Genomic DNA, 20,125 nt, shown 5'->3' on the forward strand with positions numbered 1-20,125 from the left:
AAAATGAATGGAATAATTTTAGGCTCTGGGTTTAGTAGAAGAATGGGAAAAAATAAATTGCTAATGAATATTGGCGAAGAGGCTATTATTCAAAAGGTTATAAGAGAAATAAAGAAAAGTAATATTTCTAAAATAATTCTAGTGGCAAAAGAAGAGGATGTTATTAATATTGGAATAAAAGAAGATATAGAAGTGATAAAGAATGATTTTGCTATTTATGGACAAAGTCAATCAATAAAACTTGGATTATCAAAAGCAGATTTAAAGCAAAATTTTATGTTTTTCTGTGGAGATCAACCATTTATAGATAGTATTTCTATAAATAAGTTAATAGCTTCTTCTATAAAGTTTCAAAATAATATAATAATACCGATGGTTAAAGGGGAGACTGGGAGTCCTATTATTTTTCCAAAATATTTAAAGAATGAGTTAGAAGAATTAGAAGGGGACATTGGAGGAAAAGAAGTAGTAAAAAATAATAAAGATAAAGTTAAGTATATAGATATAGAGAATACTTCATTTCTACAAGATATAGATACGATAGAAGATTATAATAAATTCATTAAAGCTATAAATAAATAACAATATTCTTATTATTACTAGAATTTGATTCAAAATACGATTTATATAAGTTAAAAGATATATCTTTAGAGATTAAGGTGGAGGTAACCAAAATGGATTATAGATTTATATCTGAAGAGGTTAAAAAATGTGCAGAAAAGTATAAAGAAGATATGAGTGAGTTTTTAAGAGAAATAATAGCCATTCCTTGTGAAAGTTGTAATGAAGAAATTAAAATATTGAGAATAAAAAAAGAAATGGAGAAAGTTGGCTTTGATAAGGTGGAAATTGATCCTATGGGAAATATTTTAGCTTATATTGGAACAGGAAGCCATTTAATAGCTATGGATGGACATGTAGATACTGTAGGTATTGGAGATCCAAGTCTTTGGAATTATAATCCTTATGAAGGTGACGAAGATGAAGAGGTAATATTAGGTAGAGGTACTAGTGATCAAGGTGGTGGTATCGCTGCCATGGTTTATGCAGGGAAAATAATTAAAGAGTTAAATTTAGAAGACGATTATACATTATTAATTACATGTACAGTTCAAGAGGAAGATTGTGATGGGTTATGTTGGCAATATATTATTAATGAAGATAATATAAGACCAGAATTTGTTGTAGTAACAGAACCTACAGGATGTAATATATATAGAGGTCATAGAGGAAGAATGGAAATTAAGATTAGTACTTCAGGATTAAGCTGTCATGGCTCTGCACCTGAAAGAGGAGAAAATGCCATATTTAAAATGGCTCCTATACTTAATGAACTAAAGGAATTGGATGAAAAATTAATTGATAATGATTTTTTAGGCAAAGGAACAGTAACAGTATCAGAAATATTCTATTCTTCACCATCAAGATGTGCTGTGCCAGATGGTTGTAGTATTTCAATAGATAGAAGATTAACCTATGGAGAAACCTACGAATTTGCACTCGAACAAATAAGAAACTTAGACTCTATAAAGAAAAATAATGCAAAAGTTACAATGTATGATTATAGTAAGAAATCATATACAGGACTAGTATATAAGACTAAAGCATATTTTCCAACATGGGTTATACCTGAAGAACATAATGTTTGTCAGAGCTTAATAGATACTTATCAAATGCTTTTTAAAACAGATCCAATAGTTGATAAATGGACATTTTCAACTAATGGGGTGTCAATAATGGGACGATATAATATCCCTTGTATAGGATTTGGACCAGGGCATGAGGAACAAGCTCATTCACCAAATGAAAGAACATGGAAAAGTGAAATTGTTAAAGCAGCAGCTATGTATTCATTAATTCCTTTAATATATTTAGACAAAATAAAAAAGAGACAATAATATACTAAATTACTTTATACAGATAACAAATAATATTCAAAGCAAATGCTATTTTTGTTTGTAGGATGAGGGTAAAAATGGTAACATATAATAAATGGGAATTATAAATACTATGGGATACAGGTGATAGTATGGAAGAGAGATTTATTGAGAATATTGCTAATAAAGTTAGTGATGGAATTATCATTTTAAATTCTAATAATAAGGTAATTTATGCCAATAATTATGTAAGAAAGGCTTTGAATGTAGGAAATAAAGAAGTAGAAAAGATTGAAGTTTTTATAGAAAATGAAAATAAAATTATAATCAAATTTAAAGAAGCCGAGTTTGATGGTATAGGAGAAAGTTTTAATATTGACAGTGATTCTTATAATTATAAGAGTATAATTATATTGAATAAAATTTGTAATAAAGATAAATGTAATATTGAAAGAAAAAATAATGTATGGGGAGAAGTAGCTCTTGAGTCGATAATTGGGAACTCAGACTCTATGAAAAATATTAAAAATAAAATTGTAAAAATAGCAAATTCTACTTCATCAGTATTTATTACAGGAGAGAGTGGTACAGGTAAGGAAGTAATAGCAAGAGCTATACATTATCAAAGTAATAGAAGAGATAAACCTTTTGTTGCAATTAATTGTGCAGCAATACCAGAGCCACTTTTAGAAAGTGAACTTTTTGGATATGCAAAAGGTGCTTTTAGTGGAGCAAGCAATTCTGGAAGAATTGGGAAATTCGAGCTAGCTAACGGTGGGGTGATATTTTTAGATGAAATAGGTGATATGCCATTAGCTTTGCAAGTTAAGTTACTTAGAGTACTTCAAGAGCGAAAGTTCTGTAAAGTTGGGTCTAATAAAATGATTAATTTAGATATTAGAGTTATTTCAGCAACTAATAAAAATATAAGAGAAATGATTAAGGAAAAGACTTTTAGAGAAGATTTATTTTATAGAATAAACGTTATACCTATAGAAATGCCAAGTCTTTCTCAAAGAAAAGAAGATATTAAGCCATTAGTATTAAGTTTTATAGATAAATATTGCAACGCAAATAATTTACCTAATATTAATATAGACGATAATGTAATTGAAAAATTAAAATATTATCCTTGGCAAGGCAACATAAGGGAATTACAAAATTCAGTTGAATTTATGATTAATTTAGTTGGAGAAGATAATTTAATAACAACAAGTATTTTGCCAGATTATATTATTGAGTATTACGATAATAACAAAGAACCATTGGAAACAATTTTTGATGGAGAGTTTATAACATTAGAGGAATTAGAAAAAAAATACATAAACTATGCATTAAAAAAATATGGGAGCGATACTAAAGGAAAATCTAAGGCTGCAAAGAAGTTAGGAATAGGACTAGCTACCTTATATAGAAAGAGTTAGGAAAGTATATTTAGAAGATGTAAGAGAATTAAGAAGTTTAATATTTAGGAAGATAATTGATATGTCAGTTATCTTCTTTTTATTTATTTAGATAATTATATTTAATTTCTTAAAATGATAATTGCATTTATAAATATGATAAAAACTTAGAACAATAGACAAGAAATAATAGTTATATAAAAAGTAAAAAAAGAAAATCAATTAAATAATTCTATATATATTTAATTTTTTTATTTTGGCATGATTAATGCTTGAAATATTTATGATTATATTATATTGGAGGTAAGATAAATGATTCTAATAGGAAATGGTATGGTTATAACACAAGATATAGATAATCCATTTATAAGTAATGGAGCTGTAGTGTTACAAGATAACCTAATATTAGAAGTAGGAAATTTTATTGAATTAAAGAACAAGTATAAAGAATATGAATTTATTGATGCCAAGGGCAAGGTTATAATGCCAGGCTTAATTAATACACATCATCATATTTATAGTGCCTTTGCAAGAGGAATGGATAATAAGGAAGAGCTAGCACAAGACTTTAATGAAATATTAGAAAGATTATGGTGGAAATTAGATAAAAAGTTAAGTATTCAAGATACTAAATATAGTGCTTATACAACTTATATTGATTGTATAAAAAATGGAGTAACTACTGTTTTTGATCATCATGCAAGTCCAATGAGTATAAAAAATAGTTTGTTCACAATAGCAGAAGTTGCTAAGGAACTTGGTATTAGAACTTCCTTATGTTATGAAGTTTCAGAAAGGGATGGATTAGATATAGCAAATGAGGGTATTGCTGAAAACGTAAACTTTATAAAGTATGCTAACAAAGATGAAAGCGATATGATAAAAGGGTTATTCGGTTTACATGCATCATTTACTTTAAGTGATAGTACTCTTGAAAAATGTATTAAAGAGATAGAGGGGCTAAATTCAGGATTTCATATACATGTAGCTGAAGGAATTTCAGATTTGCAACATTCATTAAGATATAGCGGGAAGAGAGTAGTAGAAAGGTTATATGATTTTGGAATATTAGGAGAAAAAACTTTAGCAATTCATTGTGTTCATATTAATAATAGAGAATTGGATATAATAAAATCTACAAAAACAAATGTAGTAAATAACCCAGAATCTAATATGGGTAATGCAGTTGGATGTTCCCCTGCTTTAGAGATGATTAATAAAGGGATAAATATAGGAATGGGAACAGATGGATATACAAGTGATATGTTTGAATCTATGAAGGTTTTTCCTATAATACAAAGGCATAATAGATGTAATCCAAGTGTTGCATTTACTGAAACATTTAAAATGTTATTTGATAACAACAGAAATATTGCAAATAAATATTTTAAAAAGGAACTAGGAGTTTTAAAAGAAGGAGCTTATGGGGATGTAATTATAGTAGACTACAATCCATTAACACCTATGAATTCAAATAATTTATTTGGACATATGTTATTTGGATTTACTGGTAGATCAGTTATTACAACTATAATTAATGGAAGAGTTGTAATGAAAGATAGAGAATTAATTAATATAGATGAAGAAAAAATATTTGCTACGTCAAGAGAACTAGCAAGTAAATTATGGAGTCAAATGTAATAGATATAATTTGTATATTTGAATAAAGGTGGAGATAGTATGAGTGATGTAATGAAAATAATGTCTTTCGAAAAGATTCTTGAGATAACTCTTAAAGATTATTATACAAAAGGAAAAATATTTGGAGTAGAAGAAAAACATTTTTATAGAGATATTGACAATAGTATAGAAATGAACTTTTGTAACGAATACTTAAGGTTTCCAATAGGACCAGCTGCAGGTCCACATACACAATTAACTCAAAACTTTCTTGCAGGATATTTAACTGGCTGTAGATATTTTGAACCAAAGACTGTTCAAATTGTAGATGGGAAAGACATGCAAGAAATGATACCTAGACCATGTATAGATGTTAAAAATGTAGGATATAACGTAGAATGGTCAACTGAATTAACTGTAGAAGAGGCAAAAGAAGAATACATTAAAGCTTCAATTTTATTACAGGTTATTGGAATAGAACTTGGATTGTCAGATGTAAAGGATTTTATATTTAATATAAGTGTAGGTTATGACTTAAAGGGTATACAATCAGAAAAAATATCTAATTTTATTGATGATTTAAAAGAAGCTAAAGATACAGATATGTTTAAAGAGTGCATAGAAGTATTAAAGAAAAATATAGATAAATTTAAAAGATTTAAATTAGAAGATATAAATAATATTAGCTCAAAGATTAGCAATATAATTACACTATCTACAATGCATGGATGTAAAGCAAGTGAAATATTAGATATAGCAACTCATCTAATAGATAATAAAAAAATTAATACTCTATTAAAATGCAATTCTACTCTATTAGGATATGATGCTGTAAGAAAAATTTTAGATGATTTAGGTTATGGGGATATAGAATTAAAAGTTCAGGATTTTGAACATGATTTAAAATTTGATATGGCTAAAGAAATAATAGCTAAGTTATTAGAAGTAGGTAAAAAGAATAATGTAACTTTTGGTGTTAAATTAACAAATACATTACCTGTAATTAATAATAGAAACATTATGCCTGGTGAAGCTATGTATATGTCAGGAAAACCTTTATATCCTATAGCAATAAATGTAGCAAAGAATATAGCTAATGAGTTTAAAGATATAAAAATTTCTATGTCAGGTGGAATAGATAAAAATAATGTTTTAGATGTATTTGAAACTGGAATTGCACCAATTACAATAGCTACTTTATATTTACAGCCAAAAGGATACTTAAACAATAATGATGTATTAAATGAAATGAAGAAAATAGGACATGCCACTGAAGGCTTAAACATAGAAAAGCTTAATATATTAGCTGATAATGCAAAAAGTGATTTAAATTATAAAAATAAAGGTAATGGAAAAGTCCTAGAGGATAAGCTAGAAACTTTTGATTGTTTAAAGAGTTGTGGTATTTGTGTAGATGTATGCCCTAATAGAGCAAATATGAAAGTGGTAGTAGAAGAGCTTTCCGCTGATTATCAAATAGTTCATATTGAAAATATGTGTAACGAATGTGGCAATTGTCATATGTTTTGTCCTAAGGGAGGATATCCATATTTAAAGAAAACAACTATTTATGAAAATTTAGAAGAATACAAAGCTTCAAGTAATACTGGAATACTAAGATTAGATAAGGATAAGTTCCTATTAAGAGAAGAAGGTAAAGAATATATTTATGAAGTTAATTCAAACGAAAATAAAAGTAAGTTAGAAATTACAACTGAAACTATTGCTGAAGACTATCCTTATTATATTAAATAAACTTTATTAATTTAATAATTATAAAAGGTAGTTGAGAATATAAAGGAATTTTGATAATTGAGAGGAGCAATATAAATGTATAGTTTTAGGCTCAATGGAAGAGATATAACAGTACAAGAGGATATGGGATTACTTGAGTATTTAAGAGATATAGCCAATTTAACTTCTATAAAAAATGGTTGTGCTGAAGGTGCATGTGGAGCATGTATGGTACTTATTAATGGGGTAGCACAAAGAGCATGTCTTCAAAAATTAAGTAAGTTAGAAAATAAAGAGATAATAACAGTAGAAGGTATCAGTGAAAGAGAAAGAGATGTTTTTGCATATTCCTTTGGTAAATGCGGAGCAGTTCAATGTGGTTTTTGTATTCCAGGAATGGTTATAAGTGCAAAGGGACTTTTAGATAATAATTTAAATCCAACAGAAGATGAAATTAAAAATGCCTTAAGAGGAAATATATGTAGATGTACAGGATATGTAAAAATAATTAACGCAATAATGTTAGTAGCCCAGCTTTTAAGAAATAATGAAGAAGTTCCAAAAGTTTATTGTAAGGGCTTAGTTGGAGAAAATTTACCAAGGATAGATGCTGAAATAAAAACACTAGGTATAGGTAAGTATGCAGATGATTTGAATTTTGAGGGAATGCTATATGGTTCAGCTTTAAGAACAAAATATCCTAGAGCTTTAATAAAAGGAATAGATACAACAAAAGCAAAGGAACTTGAAGGCGTATATGCTGTATTAACAGCTAAAGACATCCCAGGAGATAGATATATAGGGCATTTAGTTCAAGATTGGCCTGCTTTAATAGATATTGGCGAAACAACAAGATATTTAGGTGATGCAATAGCTTTAGTAGCAGCAAAAAATAAGAAAACTTTAAAAGAAGCACTAAGTTTAATAGAAGTAGATTATGAAGAGCTTTCTCCATTAACAAATCCAGAAGAGGCAATGAAGGAAGGCGCTCCTAATATTCATCCAAATGGAAATATATTAAGCAAGCAAGCGCTAAAAAGAGGAAATGCTGAAGAAGCTATAAAAAATTCTAAGTTTGTAGTAACTGAAAAATATAGTACTCCTCCAACAGAACATGCATTTTTAGAACCTGAATGTGCAGTTGCAAATTATGAAAATGAAATCTTAACAGTTTATACTGGTGGACAAGGTATATATGATGAATTAAGAGAAATAGGAAAGTTATTAAATTTAGATCCAAGTAAGCTTAGAATTAAAAGTATGTTAGTTGGTGGAGGCTTTGGTGGTAAAGAAGATATGAGTGTTCAGCACCATGCTGCACTTTTAACATACTACACTAAGAAGCCTGTTAAGGTAGTGTTAAGCAGAAAAGAAAGTATAATAATTCATCCTAAGAGACATGCGATGGAGATGGAATTTACAACAGCTTGTGATGAAAATGGAATTTTAACAGGGATGAAAGCAAGAATAATTTCTGATACTGGAGCCTATGCATCATTAGGTGGTCCTGTATTACAAAGAGCGTGTACTCATGCTGCAGGTCCTTATAATTATCAAAATGTTGATATAGAAGGAACGGCAGTATATACTAATAATCCACCTGCTGGAGCTTTTAGGGGGTTTGGGGTTACACAATCTGCTTTTGCAAATGAATGTAATATTAACAAACTGGCTGAATTAGTTGGAATTTCCCCTTGGGAGTTTAGGTATAGAAATGCAATTAGACCAGGACAAGTATTACCTAATGGTCAAATTGCAGATGAAGGAACAGCATTAGTAGAAACATTACAAGCAGTTAAAGAAACTTTTGATAATAGTAAACATGTTGGTATTGCTTGTGCATTTAAAAATGCTGGATTAGGAGTTGGAATACCTGATACTGGTAGATGTAGAATAGTAATTAAGAATGGAAAAGCTATTATAAGAACTTCTGCTGCTTGCATTGGACAAGGCGTAGGGACAATAGCAACTCAAATAGTTTGTGGAACTACTGAGTTAACTCCTAAGTTTGTATATTTTGATAGTCCAGATACATTTAAAACTCCAAATTCAGGGACAACAACAGCATCAAGGCAAACTGTATTTACTGGAGAGGCTACAAGATTGGCAGCACTAAAATTAAGGGAAGCTCTTAGTGAAAAGTCATTAAAAGAACTAGAGGGTGAAGAATTCTTTGCAGAATTTTGTCCACCAACAGATCCAATGGGAAGTCCTAAGGAAAACCCAGTTAGCCACGTTGCTTATGGGTATGCAACTCAAGTAGTTGTTTTAGATGATAATGGAAAAGTGATTAAAGTTGTTGCAGCTCATGATGTTGGACGTGCAATAAATCCACCATCAGTAGAAGGGCAAATTGAAGGTGGAGTAGTAATGGGACTTGGTTATGCATTAACAGAAGATTATCCGTTAAAAAATAGTGTTCCTCTTGCTAAATTTGGAACTTTAGGATTATTTAGATCTACAGCTATACCAGAGATTGAATCAATTATAATAGAAAATAATAAAGAAGAAGTAGCTTATGGAGCTAAAGGAGTAGGCGAAATAGTAGTTGTTCCAATAGCACCAGCAATGCAAGGAGCATATTATAAGCTTGATGGAGAGTTTAGAACTAAACTTCCTCTTGAAAATACATTCTATAGAAAAGCTAAAAAATAATAAAAAATAGCTATAACTTAAAGGTTATAGCTATTTTTTTATTCTTGATATCACTATTATTTCAAAATAAGTGTTGAGAAAAGATAGGTATATATGGTATATTTTATCGAGTAATATTGTATAAAATTAATTTATAAATTGTAAAAGTGAAGGGAGTAAAATATGAACAGAAGAAAAATTTCTGCTATGTTAGCAGTTGCTTTAATAACAAGTCAAACGCAAACTATAACATTTGCAGAAACTGTTACTAATAATGCTAAACTAGAAATAGTAAATGAAGTTAATATTAACAATATAGATGAAAGTAATTTAGATATAGCATCAGATGAAATAAAAGATGATGAAAATATCGAAGAGCTAGATATTGAAATTACCGAAGAGTCAAATGATATTATTAACAATGAAGAAGTAAATAAATTAGATAATGAAAAACAAAATCAAGTTCAAAGTAAAATTGTTGGTAAGTTAGAATTAGATATGAACTTTTCTACACCAATAAAGGTTGCAGATGCTGATAAAACAAATATAAGTATTAAATTAATTAAAGATGGTGAAAATTATACTATTAATTTAGGCTCAGATATTAATAAAGGAAATATAGAAGGTACAGATATAGCTTATTCTTTAGAAGCTTTAGATTATACTAGAGCACAATTATCTGAAAGTGCAACTGATATAGATTTTTATCATTTAACTTTTGAAAATCTTGATTTAGGTACATATTCCTTAGAAATATCAGGAGCTGGATATCAAACTTTATCTATACCTAAAATCGAAATTCAAAACGTATCAAAGAGAATTTTATTAGGAACATCTGATAAAACAATAGTATTAAATGATAACGGTACAGAAGATAAAGCTGATGATATTATAGAAGAATATGTAGGAATGTTTTTATCTGGAGATGTAAATGATGACGGTGCAGTTAATAAAGCAGATTATGATGAAATGAAATCTAAAATAACTTCTAAAAGCACTGAAGAGAGGTATGATTTAAATAGAGATGGAAAGATAGATATTACTGATTTAGCATATGTTCATAGTAATATAGATAAAGTTCAAAAAGGTGCTGTTATAATAGACACAGACATTATAATAAATCCAGCTTCAGTTAATGTTTTAGCAATGGATGGAACTTTAGTAGAAGATGGAGCAAATATTAAAGATATCTTAGAAGATAATAATAAAAGTGTAAGTTTAAAAAATGATAAAGATATAGAAATAAGTGAAGAAAATCCTGTTTCAGTTAATATAGATTTAACAGGTAATTCTTCTGTGGCAAATAAAGTCGAGCAAATAGTTATAAAAGCTCCAAGTGAAAATGCACCAACATCTGGTAGTGTTGTAATAGGAGATGAGGTATTTGAATTTAACGAAAGTAATATAGTAACTGCATCAGCTTATGCTCGTACATCAGAAGAAACCATAGTTATTAACTTAGGAAAGCAAGTAGCAGTAAGTGAAGTTAAGATAAATATTACTGGAAGCAGAGGAAATAAGAATTTAACAGAAATAGCTAAAGTAGAATTCTTAAATAATGTTTATACAGAAATCCCTAAACCTAAAATGAATATACCAGTTATAAATAGCTTTACTAGCACAACTCAAGTTGGACAAGAATCTATGACTATAGGATGGGATCATGAAAATAACGTAACTGGATATGAAGTAAAAGTTGAAAATTTAAGTAATAATTCAGTTAACACATATAAGACTGGTGAAAATTCTTTAAGAATAGAAAAAGTAGAAGGATACGGTATATATAGAATCAGTATTCAATCACTATCAGGTGAATGGAAGAGTGGATATAAGGATGAACAAGAAGGATATAGTATAGCTGAAATAGGCGATACTAACCTAACAAATAATTCAAATGATAAAGATGGTATTCCAGATAATGTTGATTTAAATTATAACCCTCAGGCTTGGGATTCAAATACAGGAAAATTAAGTGAAAGTGCAACGGGAGAAAATGGAAATAGCTTTGGTAAAGATTCTATAATAGAAGTTCAAGTTATTCCAGAAACAGCACCAGAAGGACCAGAAGGTATTACAGTAAAAGGTGGATACAAACAACTTACAGTATCATGGAAATCACACAAAAAAGCTAAAGACTATGATTTATATTATAGAGAAGCTGGTACTAAGGCATGGATTAAAGCAAATGATCCAGATTCTTCATATGTTGATAGTGAAGATGATGATATTCCAAGCAGAGTTTCTGATTTAAAACCAGAAGAAAAAACAGATTCAAATGAATTAATAAGAGCTACATCTTACACGATATCTGGTTTAAAAGATACTACAAGTTATGAAATAATGATGACAGCTACTAACCATCATGGAACAGGTGGATTATCAAAAGTATACATAGGAACGACTACTAAATTAATAGCACCAGTTACTACTAACTATAATCTTATAAATAGTGCAAATGATATTACAAATCATATTGAAAAAGTAGAGTATACAGGAACTATAGATCAAAATTACACTTTAGATGATCAGTTAGCTGTTATAGATAATGATTATACTACAGCTTGGACTTGGAATAGTTGGGATACATCAGCTTATGGTAAAAACGGTCCAATAGTAACTTTTGATGAAGAATATACTATTGATACTATAAAAGTAATTACAAGATTAGATATAGAATCTCAACCATATAGAGGTAATATAGGATTTATTAATGAAGAAACAGGTCAGTGGGAATACAGAGATATAAGCGTAAGCTTAACTGGTAATAATAAGGTTGCTACATTAAAATTATCAGAACCAATAAAAGCTAAAACTATACAACCTAATATATCAGTTTACCCTTCTGTAGGCACAGGAACAGTAAGTATATCAGAAATAAAGTTCTATAAGTACGATAGTTTACAAAAGGATGTAGATGCTTTATTTGCAGATGATTTAAAATTATCATTAAATGATGATGTAACTTATGAAATGGTAAGTGAACTTACAAATAGAGCTAAGACAATAGATCCAATAAATCTTGAATATCATGAAAATCAAACTGAAATATTAAATGATTTAAAGAGAGCAGAAGATTTATTAAATGATGTTACATTAAATGATAAAATAATAACTTTAGATTCAAGCATTCATAACTTAGCGCCTCAAAATACTATTGGGCAATCAAATAATTATCAATCTCTTGGTGTTGCAGTAAAACCAGGGGATAAGGTTAATATTTACATAGGTAGTACAAGAAAAAATACTAAATTCGAATTAGCATTAACTCAATTTAATGCTGAAAGTGGTACAGCCTATAAGGTAATACAAGAATTATCTGTAGGAAAGAATGAAGTAGAGATACCTGAAACTGGTTTTGACATGAACTATGAAAAGGGTGGAAATCTATTTATAAGTCTTAAGAGTCAATTTTCAGACTCAAATGAATTTAAAGTAAGAGTAAGTGGTGGTACAGCAATACCTCATTTAAATGTAAATAATATTATTGATGATGAATCTAAAGAAAATGAAGCTAAAGAAGCAATAAGAACTTATATTAGAGAATTAAAGAGTTATGTAAATTCCCTGCCAAATAGATATCCAGAAAGTGCTAGCATAATAGATAATACAAATAATATTTACACTTATGATCCACAGACTTCTATATTAAATTCTACGGAAATAGAAGGAGAAAGAATTACTCTTAGCTTAGCAGCTGATCAAGTTCTAAGTGGAATAGAAAGTGGATTATCAGGTAATGAAGATGCTGAAGTAGATAGATTATATAACTCATTACTTGCTTGGGAGCAAATAATGAAAGTTTCTTATGCACAGCAAGGTTTACTTGAAGAGGCAATAGACTTTGATAATGATGGAAAAATAACAAATACAGCTTTAGATATTCTTAATGGAAAGAGTGAAACTCAATATTATAATGAAAATAGAGCACCTAAGAATCGTATGAATATTAAATATCAAAGAATGTTTACTGGTGCATTTATGTATGCATCATCACATCACGTTGGAATCGGATATGGTTCTATTGCAGGATGTATGTCAGGTGTACCATTTAAGTTTGATTCAACTGGAAATTTAGTTAACTCTGAAGATGGACAACTATTTGGATGGGGTATTGCTCATGAAATAGGGCACGTTCATGATATAAAAGGCTTAACTTATGAAGAAACAACTAATAATATTTTAGCACTAATAACTCAAACATTTAATGATATAAGTGAATCAAGAATAGAAAGTTCTGATGCGTATGTAAAAGTATATGATAAGGTAACATCTAATAGTGTAGGATTAGCTAGTGATATACTTACGAGACTTTCTATGTTCTGGCAATTACATTTAGCATATGACAATGACTATACTTATAAAATGTTAGATATTAATACAGATAATAATATAGAAAATGATACATTCTATGCTAAATTATACAGAGCTACTAGAATAAATGGTGTAGCACCTTCAGAAGCTGGATATGATTCTACTGCACAAACATTTATTATGAGAGCTTCAGATGCAGCAGGAAAGGATTTAAGAGATTTCTTTGAAAAATGGGGATTAGTTGCTAGTCCTAAGACTAATGAATATTTAAATTCTAAAAATTATCCAAAGGAAACTAGAGCTATTTATTACTTAAATGATGAAGCAAGAAGACTTATTCTTAAAGCTGGAGATGATACAAGTTCATTAACTATGTCATCAGATACTAAGGCTAATGGAAGTTTTGGAAGCGATGAATCTGGAAATATTATATCCGATAGAAGTTATTTAAATAATAAGGAAGTTCCATTTACATTTAGTGTAACTAATGATTCAGATAAGATTTTAGGTTATGAAATAATAAGAAAAGAAGCAACATCTACAGGAACACAAGAAGTTTCAGTTGGATTTGTTGAAAGAGATAAAACAGGTGAAAATGGATTAACAAATTATACAGATGTAATAGATGTTCTTAATAATAGAACATTTGAATATAAAGTTAGAGCATATGACTATAACTTAAATGTAACAGAAGAGGCTACAATTGGAACTGTAAAAGTAAATCATGATGGAAGTATATCTAAGAGCAATTGGGTGTTTGATACAAACACAAGAAGCTCAGAAGATTCATGTGATGAACATTCAGGACATGGACAAGTTCAAGATGGAAATATTCAAAAGATAAATGATAATGATGCGTCTACTATTTACACAGCATCAAAAACTACTGATAAGAATGGAAATACTGTTTCAGGAGATCCATATGTAACAATAGATTTAGGTGATTCAAAATCAGTTGTTGGATTAAAATACAATCCAGGACAATCTACCACTAAGAAGTTCTCTTTAAAGAATTTCTTCAAGAGAAGTTCAGAAATTGCACATTCACCTATAGCTAACTATGAAGTACTAGTAAGTAAGGATGGAAAGACTTGGACAAAAGCACATTCAGGAAAATTTGATACAAGTAAAGAAAATACAATTCACTTTAATGAAGCTGGAAGCAATCTAAATACACAATTATGGGCTTATGATGCACAATACGTTAAATTAGTGGCTAAAGGTGCAAGTGCTATTTCTATTGCTGAACTTGATATCTTAGCTAAAGCAGGAGATAACATAGAAATAGGTGTAGATAATGGAGATAAGATTTATCAAAATGGAATAGGTAGATTAAAATCAGATTATTCTTATGCAGATGGAAAAACTATACCTAAAGGTTCAATTATAATCAATGGTGAGTATAAAGGAGATCCAGCCTTTAATGTACCATTAGTATTAAATGAAAATGATGAAAACTTCTCATTAGAAGCAAATGTAATTCTATTAGCTGAATTACCAGAAAATGCGGAACTTGGTGAAGTTGCTGAAGGAAACTGGATATATTGGATAACTCCAGATGCGCAAAAGGATGGAAATATAGAAGGAAGTAAAGTAAAGGCAGAACTTTACAGATATAATAAATTAGATTCTACAGGCGCACCTGTAGGACAAAGATTAGTAAGTGATACTTTCTTATATGATTTACCAGAAGACTTAAATAACTTACCTGAAATAGAGCTAAATAGTTCTAAAGAAAGAACTATAGCTGATGATAACAACACTGTTATAGAAATAAACAATGAACTAATGAAGAAAGTATTTGAAAATAAAAACTAAATTAAGGAACTGTTGTAGAATGTAAAATTAATAATGAAAAATGTAGAATTAATGTAAAAACTCCTTTAGGAGTTTTGAAAAATAAATTTGATTTAGTAATTTGGAACAAATTACATCAATAATTTTACATTCTACATTTTACATTTTACATTCTAGAATTGTTGAGACAGTTCTAGAACAGATGGAAAGGAGAAAAACTAATGAAGAAGATAAAAATAAATCCATCTTTAAAGGGTGTTTTAGGATCTACGATAGCTGTAGCTTCAGTAGCAACAATAATATATGCTACACCAGGAATTATAAAAACAGTTGCAGCTGAAAATAATGCAGAAAAATTTATACTAGATGTAAAAAATATAGATGAAGATACAATAAAAATATCATTAGATAATATTGAAGATATACCAAGAGCACTTCAATTTAGTATAAAACTTGATGGGGTTGTACCTAAAAAAACACAAGATGGTAATATCGCAATAAAAGATTTAATAAAAATAGATGATTCAAAAAATATAATTACTGATTATATTTATAATGAGGACATTAATACTATAGATGTATTAATAACATCAGAAAGTGCTATAAGTAAAAATGGTAATGCTGTAGAGGTTTTTGAATTAGATATAGAAAAGGACTCAAACAATCAAGAAAGAAACTTTACTGTTTTACCTACAGAAAATTATGAATATAAGTATGTAAGTAATAACAATAAAGAATATGTTAGAGAAGTAGAAGTTCAAAATGAAGAGTTAGCAATAAATACAGCACCAACTATTGAAAGAATAAATAATGATTATATAGAGATTAATGTTGGAGAGAAAGTTAAGTTAACATCTGATGAATTAAGTAAATATATATTAGCAAAAGATAACGAACAAGATGATATAGCATTTGAAGTGAAAAATGTAGATGATAAAGTTATACAAGAATTTACTTCTACTATAGCTGGTATATATGATTTATATGTAACTGCAACAGATAGTTTTGGAGCAAAATCTGAAAGTGTAAACATACAAGTTAAAGTTAATGAAATTGAACAAGATCCAATTATAACAAGAAATGGAGAAGAGCTTAAAGACATTACTATAAATGCAGGTGAAATATTTAATTTAATGGATGGAATAAAAGCTGTTGATGCTTTAGGAAATTCTCTAGATGTTGAAGTTAAATCAGATAAAGAACTTAATTTAGATCCTATTCAGGATACTGTATATACTATTACTTATACTGCAACTGATAAATTAAATAGGACTACAGAAAAGAGTATAACATTAACTGTCAAAGCTAATAATGCACCTATTATACTAGGAGTTCAAGATCATACTTTAAAAGTAGGTGATGAATTTGATCCAAGTACTGGTGTAGAAGTAATAGATGAAGATGCAGATATAAATTTAGTAATTGAAAGCAATGTAAATACAAGAATACCAGGAGTGTACAAAGTTATATATACTGCTACTGATAGTGGTAATAAAACAACAAGGGAAGAAAGTATAGTTACTGTAAATCCTAAAATGGTGTCATTAAATAGTATTCCAGTTATCAATGCTAATGATGTAGTAATACAATTAGGAGAAGAGTTTAATCCATTAAATGGAGTAACTGCTACAGATAAAGAAGATGGGGAAATAAATGATATAGAAATTGTAAGAGATAATGTTGATATTAATGTTGCAGGGGAATATCAAGTTACATATAAAGTTACTGATAGCAATAATGCTAGTGCTACAAAGACAATAAATGTAATAGTAAATGATCCACCACAAATCAATGCTGAAGATAAAACTATAATATTAGGAGAAAACTTCGAAGAGTTAAGTGGAATTATAGCTACAGATAAAGAAGATGGAGATATAACTGAAAGAATAGAAGTTATTGAAAACAATGTTAATATAAATGAAGAAGGTAGTTATACAGTTACATATAGTGTAATAGATAATCTTGGCGGAAAAGCTACAAAAACAATAACAGTAACTGTTAAAAGAAAGGTTATTTTAGCAGAAAGTATAACTATTAATAATAAAATTAATAGTTTATATGTTGGAAGTAGTAAATTATTAAGTGCTACTATAGATGAAAAAGCTGATGTAAAAGATATAGAATGGACAACAAGTGATGAAGAAATTGCATCCATAGAAATTAAAGGAAATGATGTACTTGTAACAGCAAAGAAAGAAGGACAAGTAACTATAAGCGTAAAAACTAAGGATGGAAGTAATAAATCAGATTCTGTAACTATAGATATTATAAATTATAAAGATAATGTGCAAGACTTTATAACAAATATTATAGATACTAATGTAGTTATTCCTGTACTAGGATATGGAACAGAAGATTCTCCTTTAGAAATGGAAGTTCAAAATGCTACAATAGAAAAGTTTGATGAATTTTTATCAGAACTTAAAAAGCTAGAGCTAGTATTAATAGAAAAGTATGAAGAAGTAGATTGCATAGTATATAAAATAAAAGTTATAAAGAAATCAATAATATCTAGGTTTGCTAGAATATTTGGTATATCAAGTTTAGATGAAGGACATATAATTCTAAAAATAGATAAGAACTTAGATAATAGGGATTACTTAACAGTTAAGTTAGATAAAATTTTAGCTGATGAAGAAAATCCAGGGGATACAAACAAACCAGAAGAAGAAAATCCAGGAGACACAAATAAACCAGGAGAAGAAAATCCAGGAGATACAAACAAACCAGAAGAAGGAAATCCAGGGGATACAAGTAAACCAGATGAAGAAAATCCAGGAGACACAAATAAACCAGGAGAAGAAAATCCAGGGGATACAAGTAAACCAGATGAAGAAAATCCAGGGGATACAAGTAAACCAGATGAAGAAAATCCAGGGGATACAAGTAAACCAGATGAAGAAAATCCAGGGGATACAAATAACCCAGGAGAAGAAAATCCAGGGGATACAAATAAACCGGGAGAAGAAAATCCAGGAGATACAAATAAACCGGGAGAAGAAAATCCAGGGGATACAAACAATCCAGGAGAAGAAAACCCAGGAGACACAAATAAACCAGGAGATACAAACAAACCAGAAGAAGAAAACGCTACTGATGATAATCCTTCAAATGAAGATAGCTCTATAGATGGTAGTACTTCAAATGGGAATAAAAATGACTCTGAAAATAGTAGTACTACGTTACCTATAACAGGAAAAGAAAGTATTTTAGGATATATATCATTAGCAGCAATAACTATAGGAGCAGTACTATATAAAAAGAAGAAATAATATATAAATAAATCAGTTGCAAAATATAAGATTAAAGAGAAAACTCATAAAGGAGTTTTCTCTTAGATTACTGACAAAGGTCAACAGTTTTATAAATAGCACTAAACTATTAGTGCTATTATTGTTTTAATATAGGTTTCTGTAAGTACTACAAGTAGAAATTTGTATTAAAAATATAAATAGATTTAGGAGATTATATTTATTAGAAAAGTAAAAAAAAATGATTGAAAATTGCAAAAAAATAAAATATTTTTGAATTTATCTTCTTGTTGATATATACTAATAAGAGTTGGAATAAATTATTTTTATATAAATAAATCGAGTTGGGAGATTTTATATGCAAATGAGGGTAGAGAATAAAATAAAAGTATGGATTAAGATAATCTTAATGATTAGTATTTTTACAATAATTCTTGTTCAGTTTAATAAGATATTTTCAGATTTTGATATACATACTTTTTATTTATATAAGGACAAGCTTACTTTTATAAGATTAAGTATTATTGCAGTTTTAGGATTAGTATCTTATTTACCTTTGTCTTTATATGACTTTATTATAAAAGATACTTGCAAAATATCCCTAGACAATAAGAGTCTATATAAATCTTCTTGGATTGCAAGTTCTATATCTAGTATAGTGGGGTTCGGTGGTACAGCGGCCATTGCCTTAAAAAGCTATTTCTATTCTCCTTATATTAAAGATAAAGCATCTTTAGTAAAGGAAGTTTCAAAAGTAGTATTATTGAATTTTACTGGATTCTCTATAATATGCTTTATATATTCTATTTTAAATTTAAGAACAATACATAATATAGAATTTGTAAGATTAGTAATATTTTTAGCATCTTTATACGCACCAATTCTTTTAGTGTATAATTTATTTAGGTGTAGGAAATTAGAATATAGAGATAATGGAATTAAAACTATAAAAATAATGATACTCTCGTCATTTGAGTGGGGCGCAATGGCTATTTTATTATTTTTAATACTTATTTTATTAGGATCTTCACTTCCGATATCTAAGATATTTCCTATTTATGTAGTATCATCAGCTATAGGAATTATTAGCATGATGCCAGGTGGACTTGGTGGATTTGATATAACATTTATCCTTGGGGTTGGGTCTTTAGGAATAAATAAAGAAGAGGCACTATTAGCTTTGGTTTTATATCGTATAAGTTATTATATAATACCATTAACAGTTGGATTATTTATATTTTTATATGAAACAAAAAAGAAAGTTAATAAAAATTATTTTGATATTATATTAATATATATTAAAAAGATGATAAATAAAAATAGTCATAGCAATTAGGCCATGACTATTTTATTTTTCTTAAACAAACTAGAAACTGTTAGAATAAGTTCTGATGAAAAACTTTATAACTAATAAGAATCTTTTCTATGGAATAAGAATTATGATTTCATATATTTTTAGAATGCACAAATAAGTTTTATTTAATATACAAATATTGAA

Annotated in this window: 9 protein-coding genes; all 9 read left to right on the forward strand. The window is 28.6% G+C overall.

The features are described from left to right. The first annotated feature begins 3 nt into the window (after positions 1-3). The 9 genes from QK892_RS10605 (at position 4) to QK892_RS10645 (ending at position 19,963) form a co-directional block, all read left to right on the forward strand. On the forward strand, positions 4-582 hold the full coding sequence (locus QK892_RS10605; RefSeq protein ID WP_317273520.1) for an NTP transferase domain-containing protein: 579 nt from the start codon (positions 4-6) through the stop codon (positions 580-582). A 92-nt stretch (positions 583-674) separates the two neighbouring features. Beyond that, complete coding sequence (locus QK892_RS10610) at positions 675-1,898, forward strand: YgeY family selenium metabolism-linked hydrolase (protein WP_317273521.1); 1,224 nt, start codon at positions 675-677, stop codon at positions 1,896-1,898. Between the two features lie 131 nt (positions 1,899-2,029). Continuing rightward, entirely contained in the window at positions 2,030-3,301 is a 1,272-nt protein-coding gene (locus tag QK892_RS10615) for a sigma-54 interaction domain-containing protein (RefSeq protein WP_317273522.1), read from the forward strand. A gap of 291 nt (positions 3,302-3,592) precedes the next feature. Next, complete coding sequence (ssnA, locus tag QK892_RS10620; RefSeq protein ID WP_317273523.1) at positions 3,593-4,921, forward strand: putative aminohydrolase SsnA; 1,329 nt, start codon at positions 3,593-3,595, stop codon at positions 4,919-4,921. 39 nt (positions 4,922-4,960) lie between these two features. Beyond that, positions 4,961-6,655, forward strand: a complete 1,695-nt coding sequence (locus tag QK892_RS10625; protein WP_317273524.1) for a 4Fe-4S dicluster domain-containing protein — start codon at positions 4,961-4,963, stop codon at positions 6,653-6,655. Positions 6,656-6,730: 75 nt separating this feature from the next. Then, positions 6,731-9,289 (forward strand): selenium-dependent xanthine dehydrogenase, encoded by a 2,559-nt coding sequence (gene xdh, locus QK892_RS10630; RefSeq protein ID WP_317273525.1) that lies wholly within the window; start codon positions 6,731-6,733, stop codon positions 9,287-9,289. 162 nt (positions 9,290-9,451) lie between these two features. After that, positions 9,452-15,397, forward strand: a complete 5,946-nt coding sequence (locus QK892_RS10635; RefSeq protein ID WP_317273526.1) for a M60 family metallopeptidase — start codon at positions 9,452-9,454, stop codon at positions 15,395-15,397. 200 nt (positions 15,398-15,597) lie between these two features. Then, positions 15,598-18,648 carry an immunoglobulin-like domain-containing protein gene (locus QK892_RS10640; protein WP_317273527.1) on the forward strand — a complete coding sequence of 1,017 codons (3,051 nt, stop codon included), beginning with the start codon at positions 15,598-15,600 and terminating at the stop codon, positions 18,646-18,648. A gap of 337 nt (positions 18,649-18,985) precedes the next feature. Continuing rightward, complete coding sequence (locus QK892_RS10645; protein ID WP_317273528.1) at positions 18,986-19,963, forward strand: lysylphosphatidylglycerol synthase domain-containing protein; 978 nt, start codon at positions 18,986-18,988, stop codon at positions 19,961-19,963. The last annotated feature ends 162 nt before the right edge of the window (positions 19,964-20,125 follow it).

Origin of the sequence: Clostridium lamae, assembly GCF_033043255.1 — a bacterium.
Taxonomy (GTDB): domain Bacteria; phylum Bacillota; class Clostridia; order Clostridiales; family Clostridiaceae; genus Clostridium; species Clostridium lamae.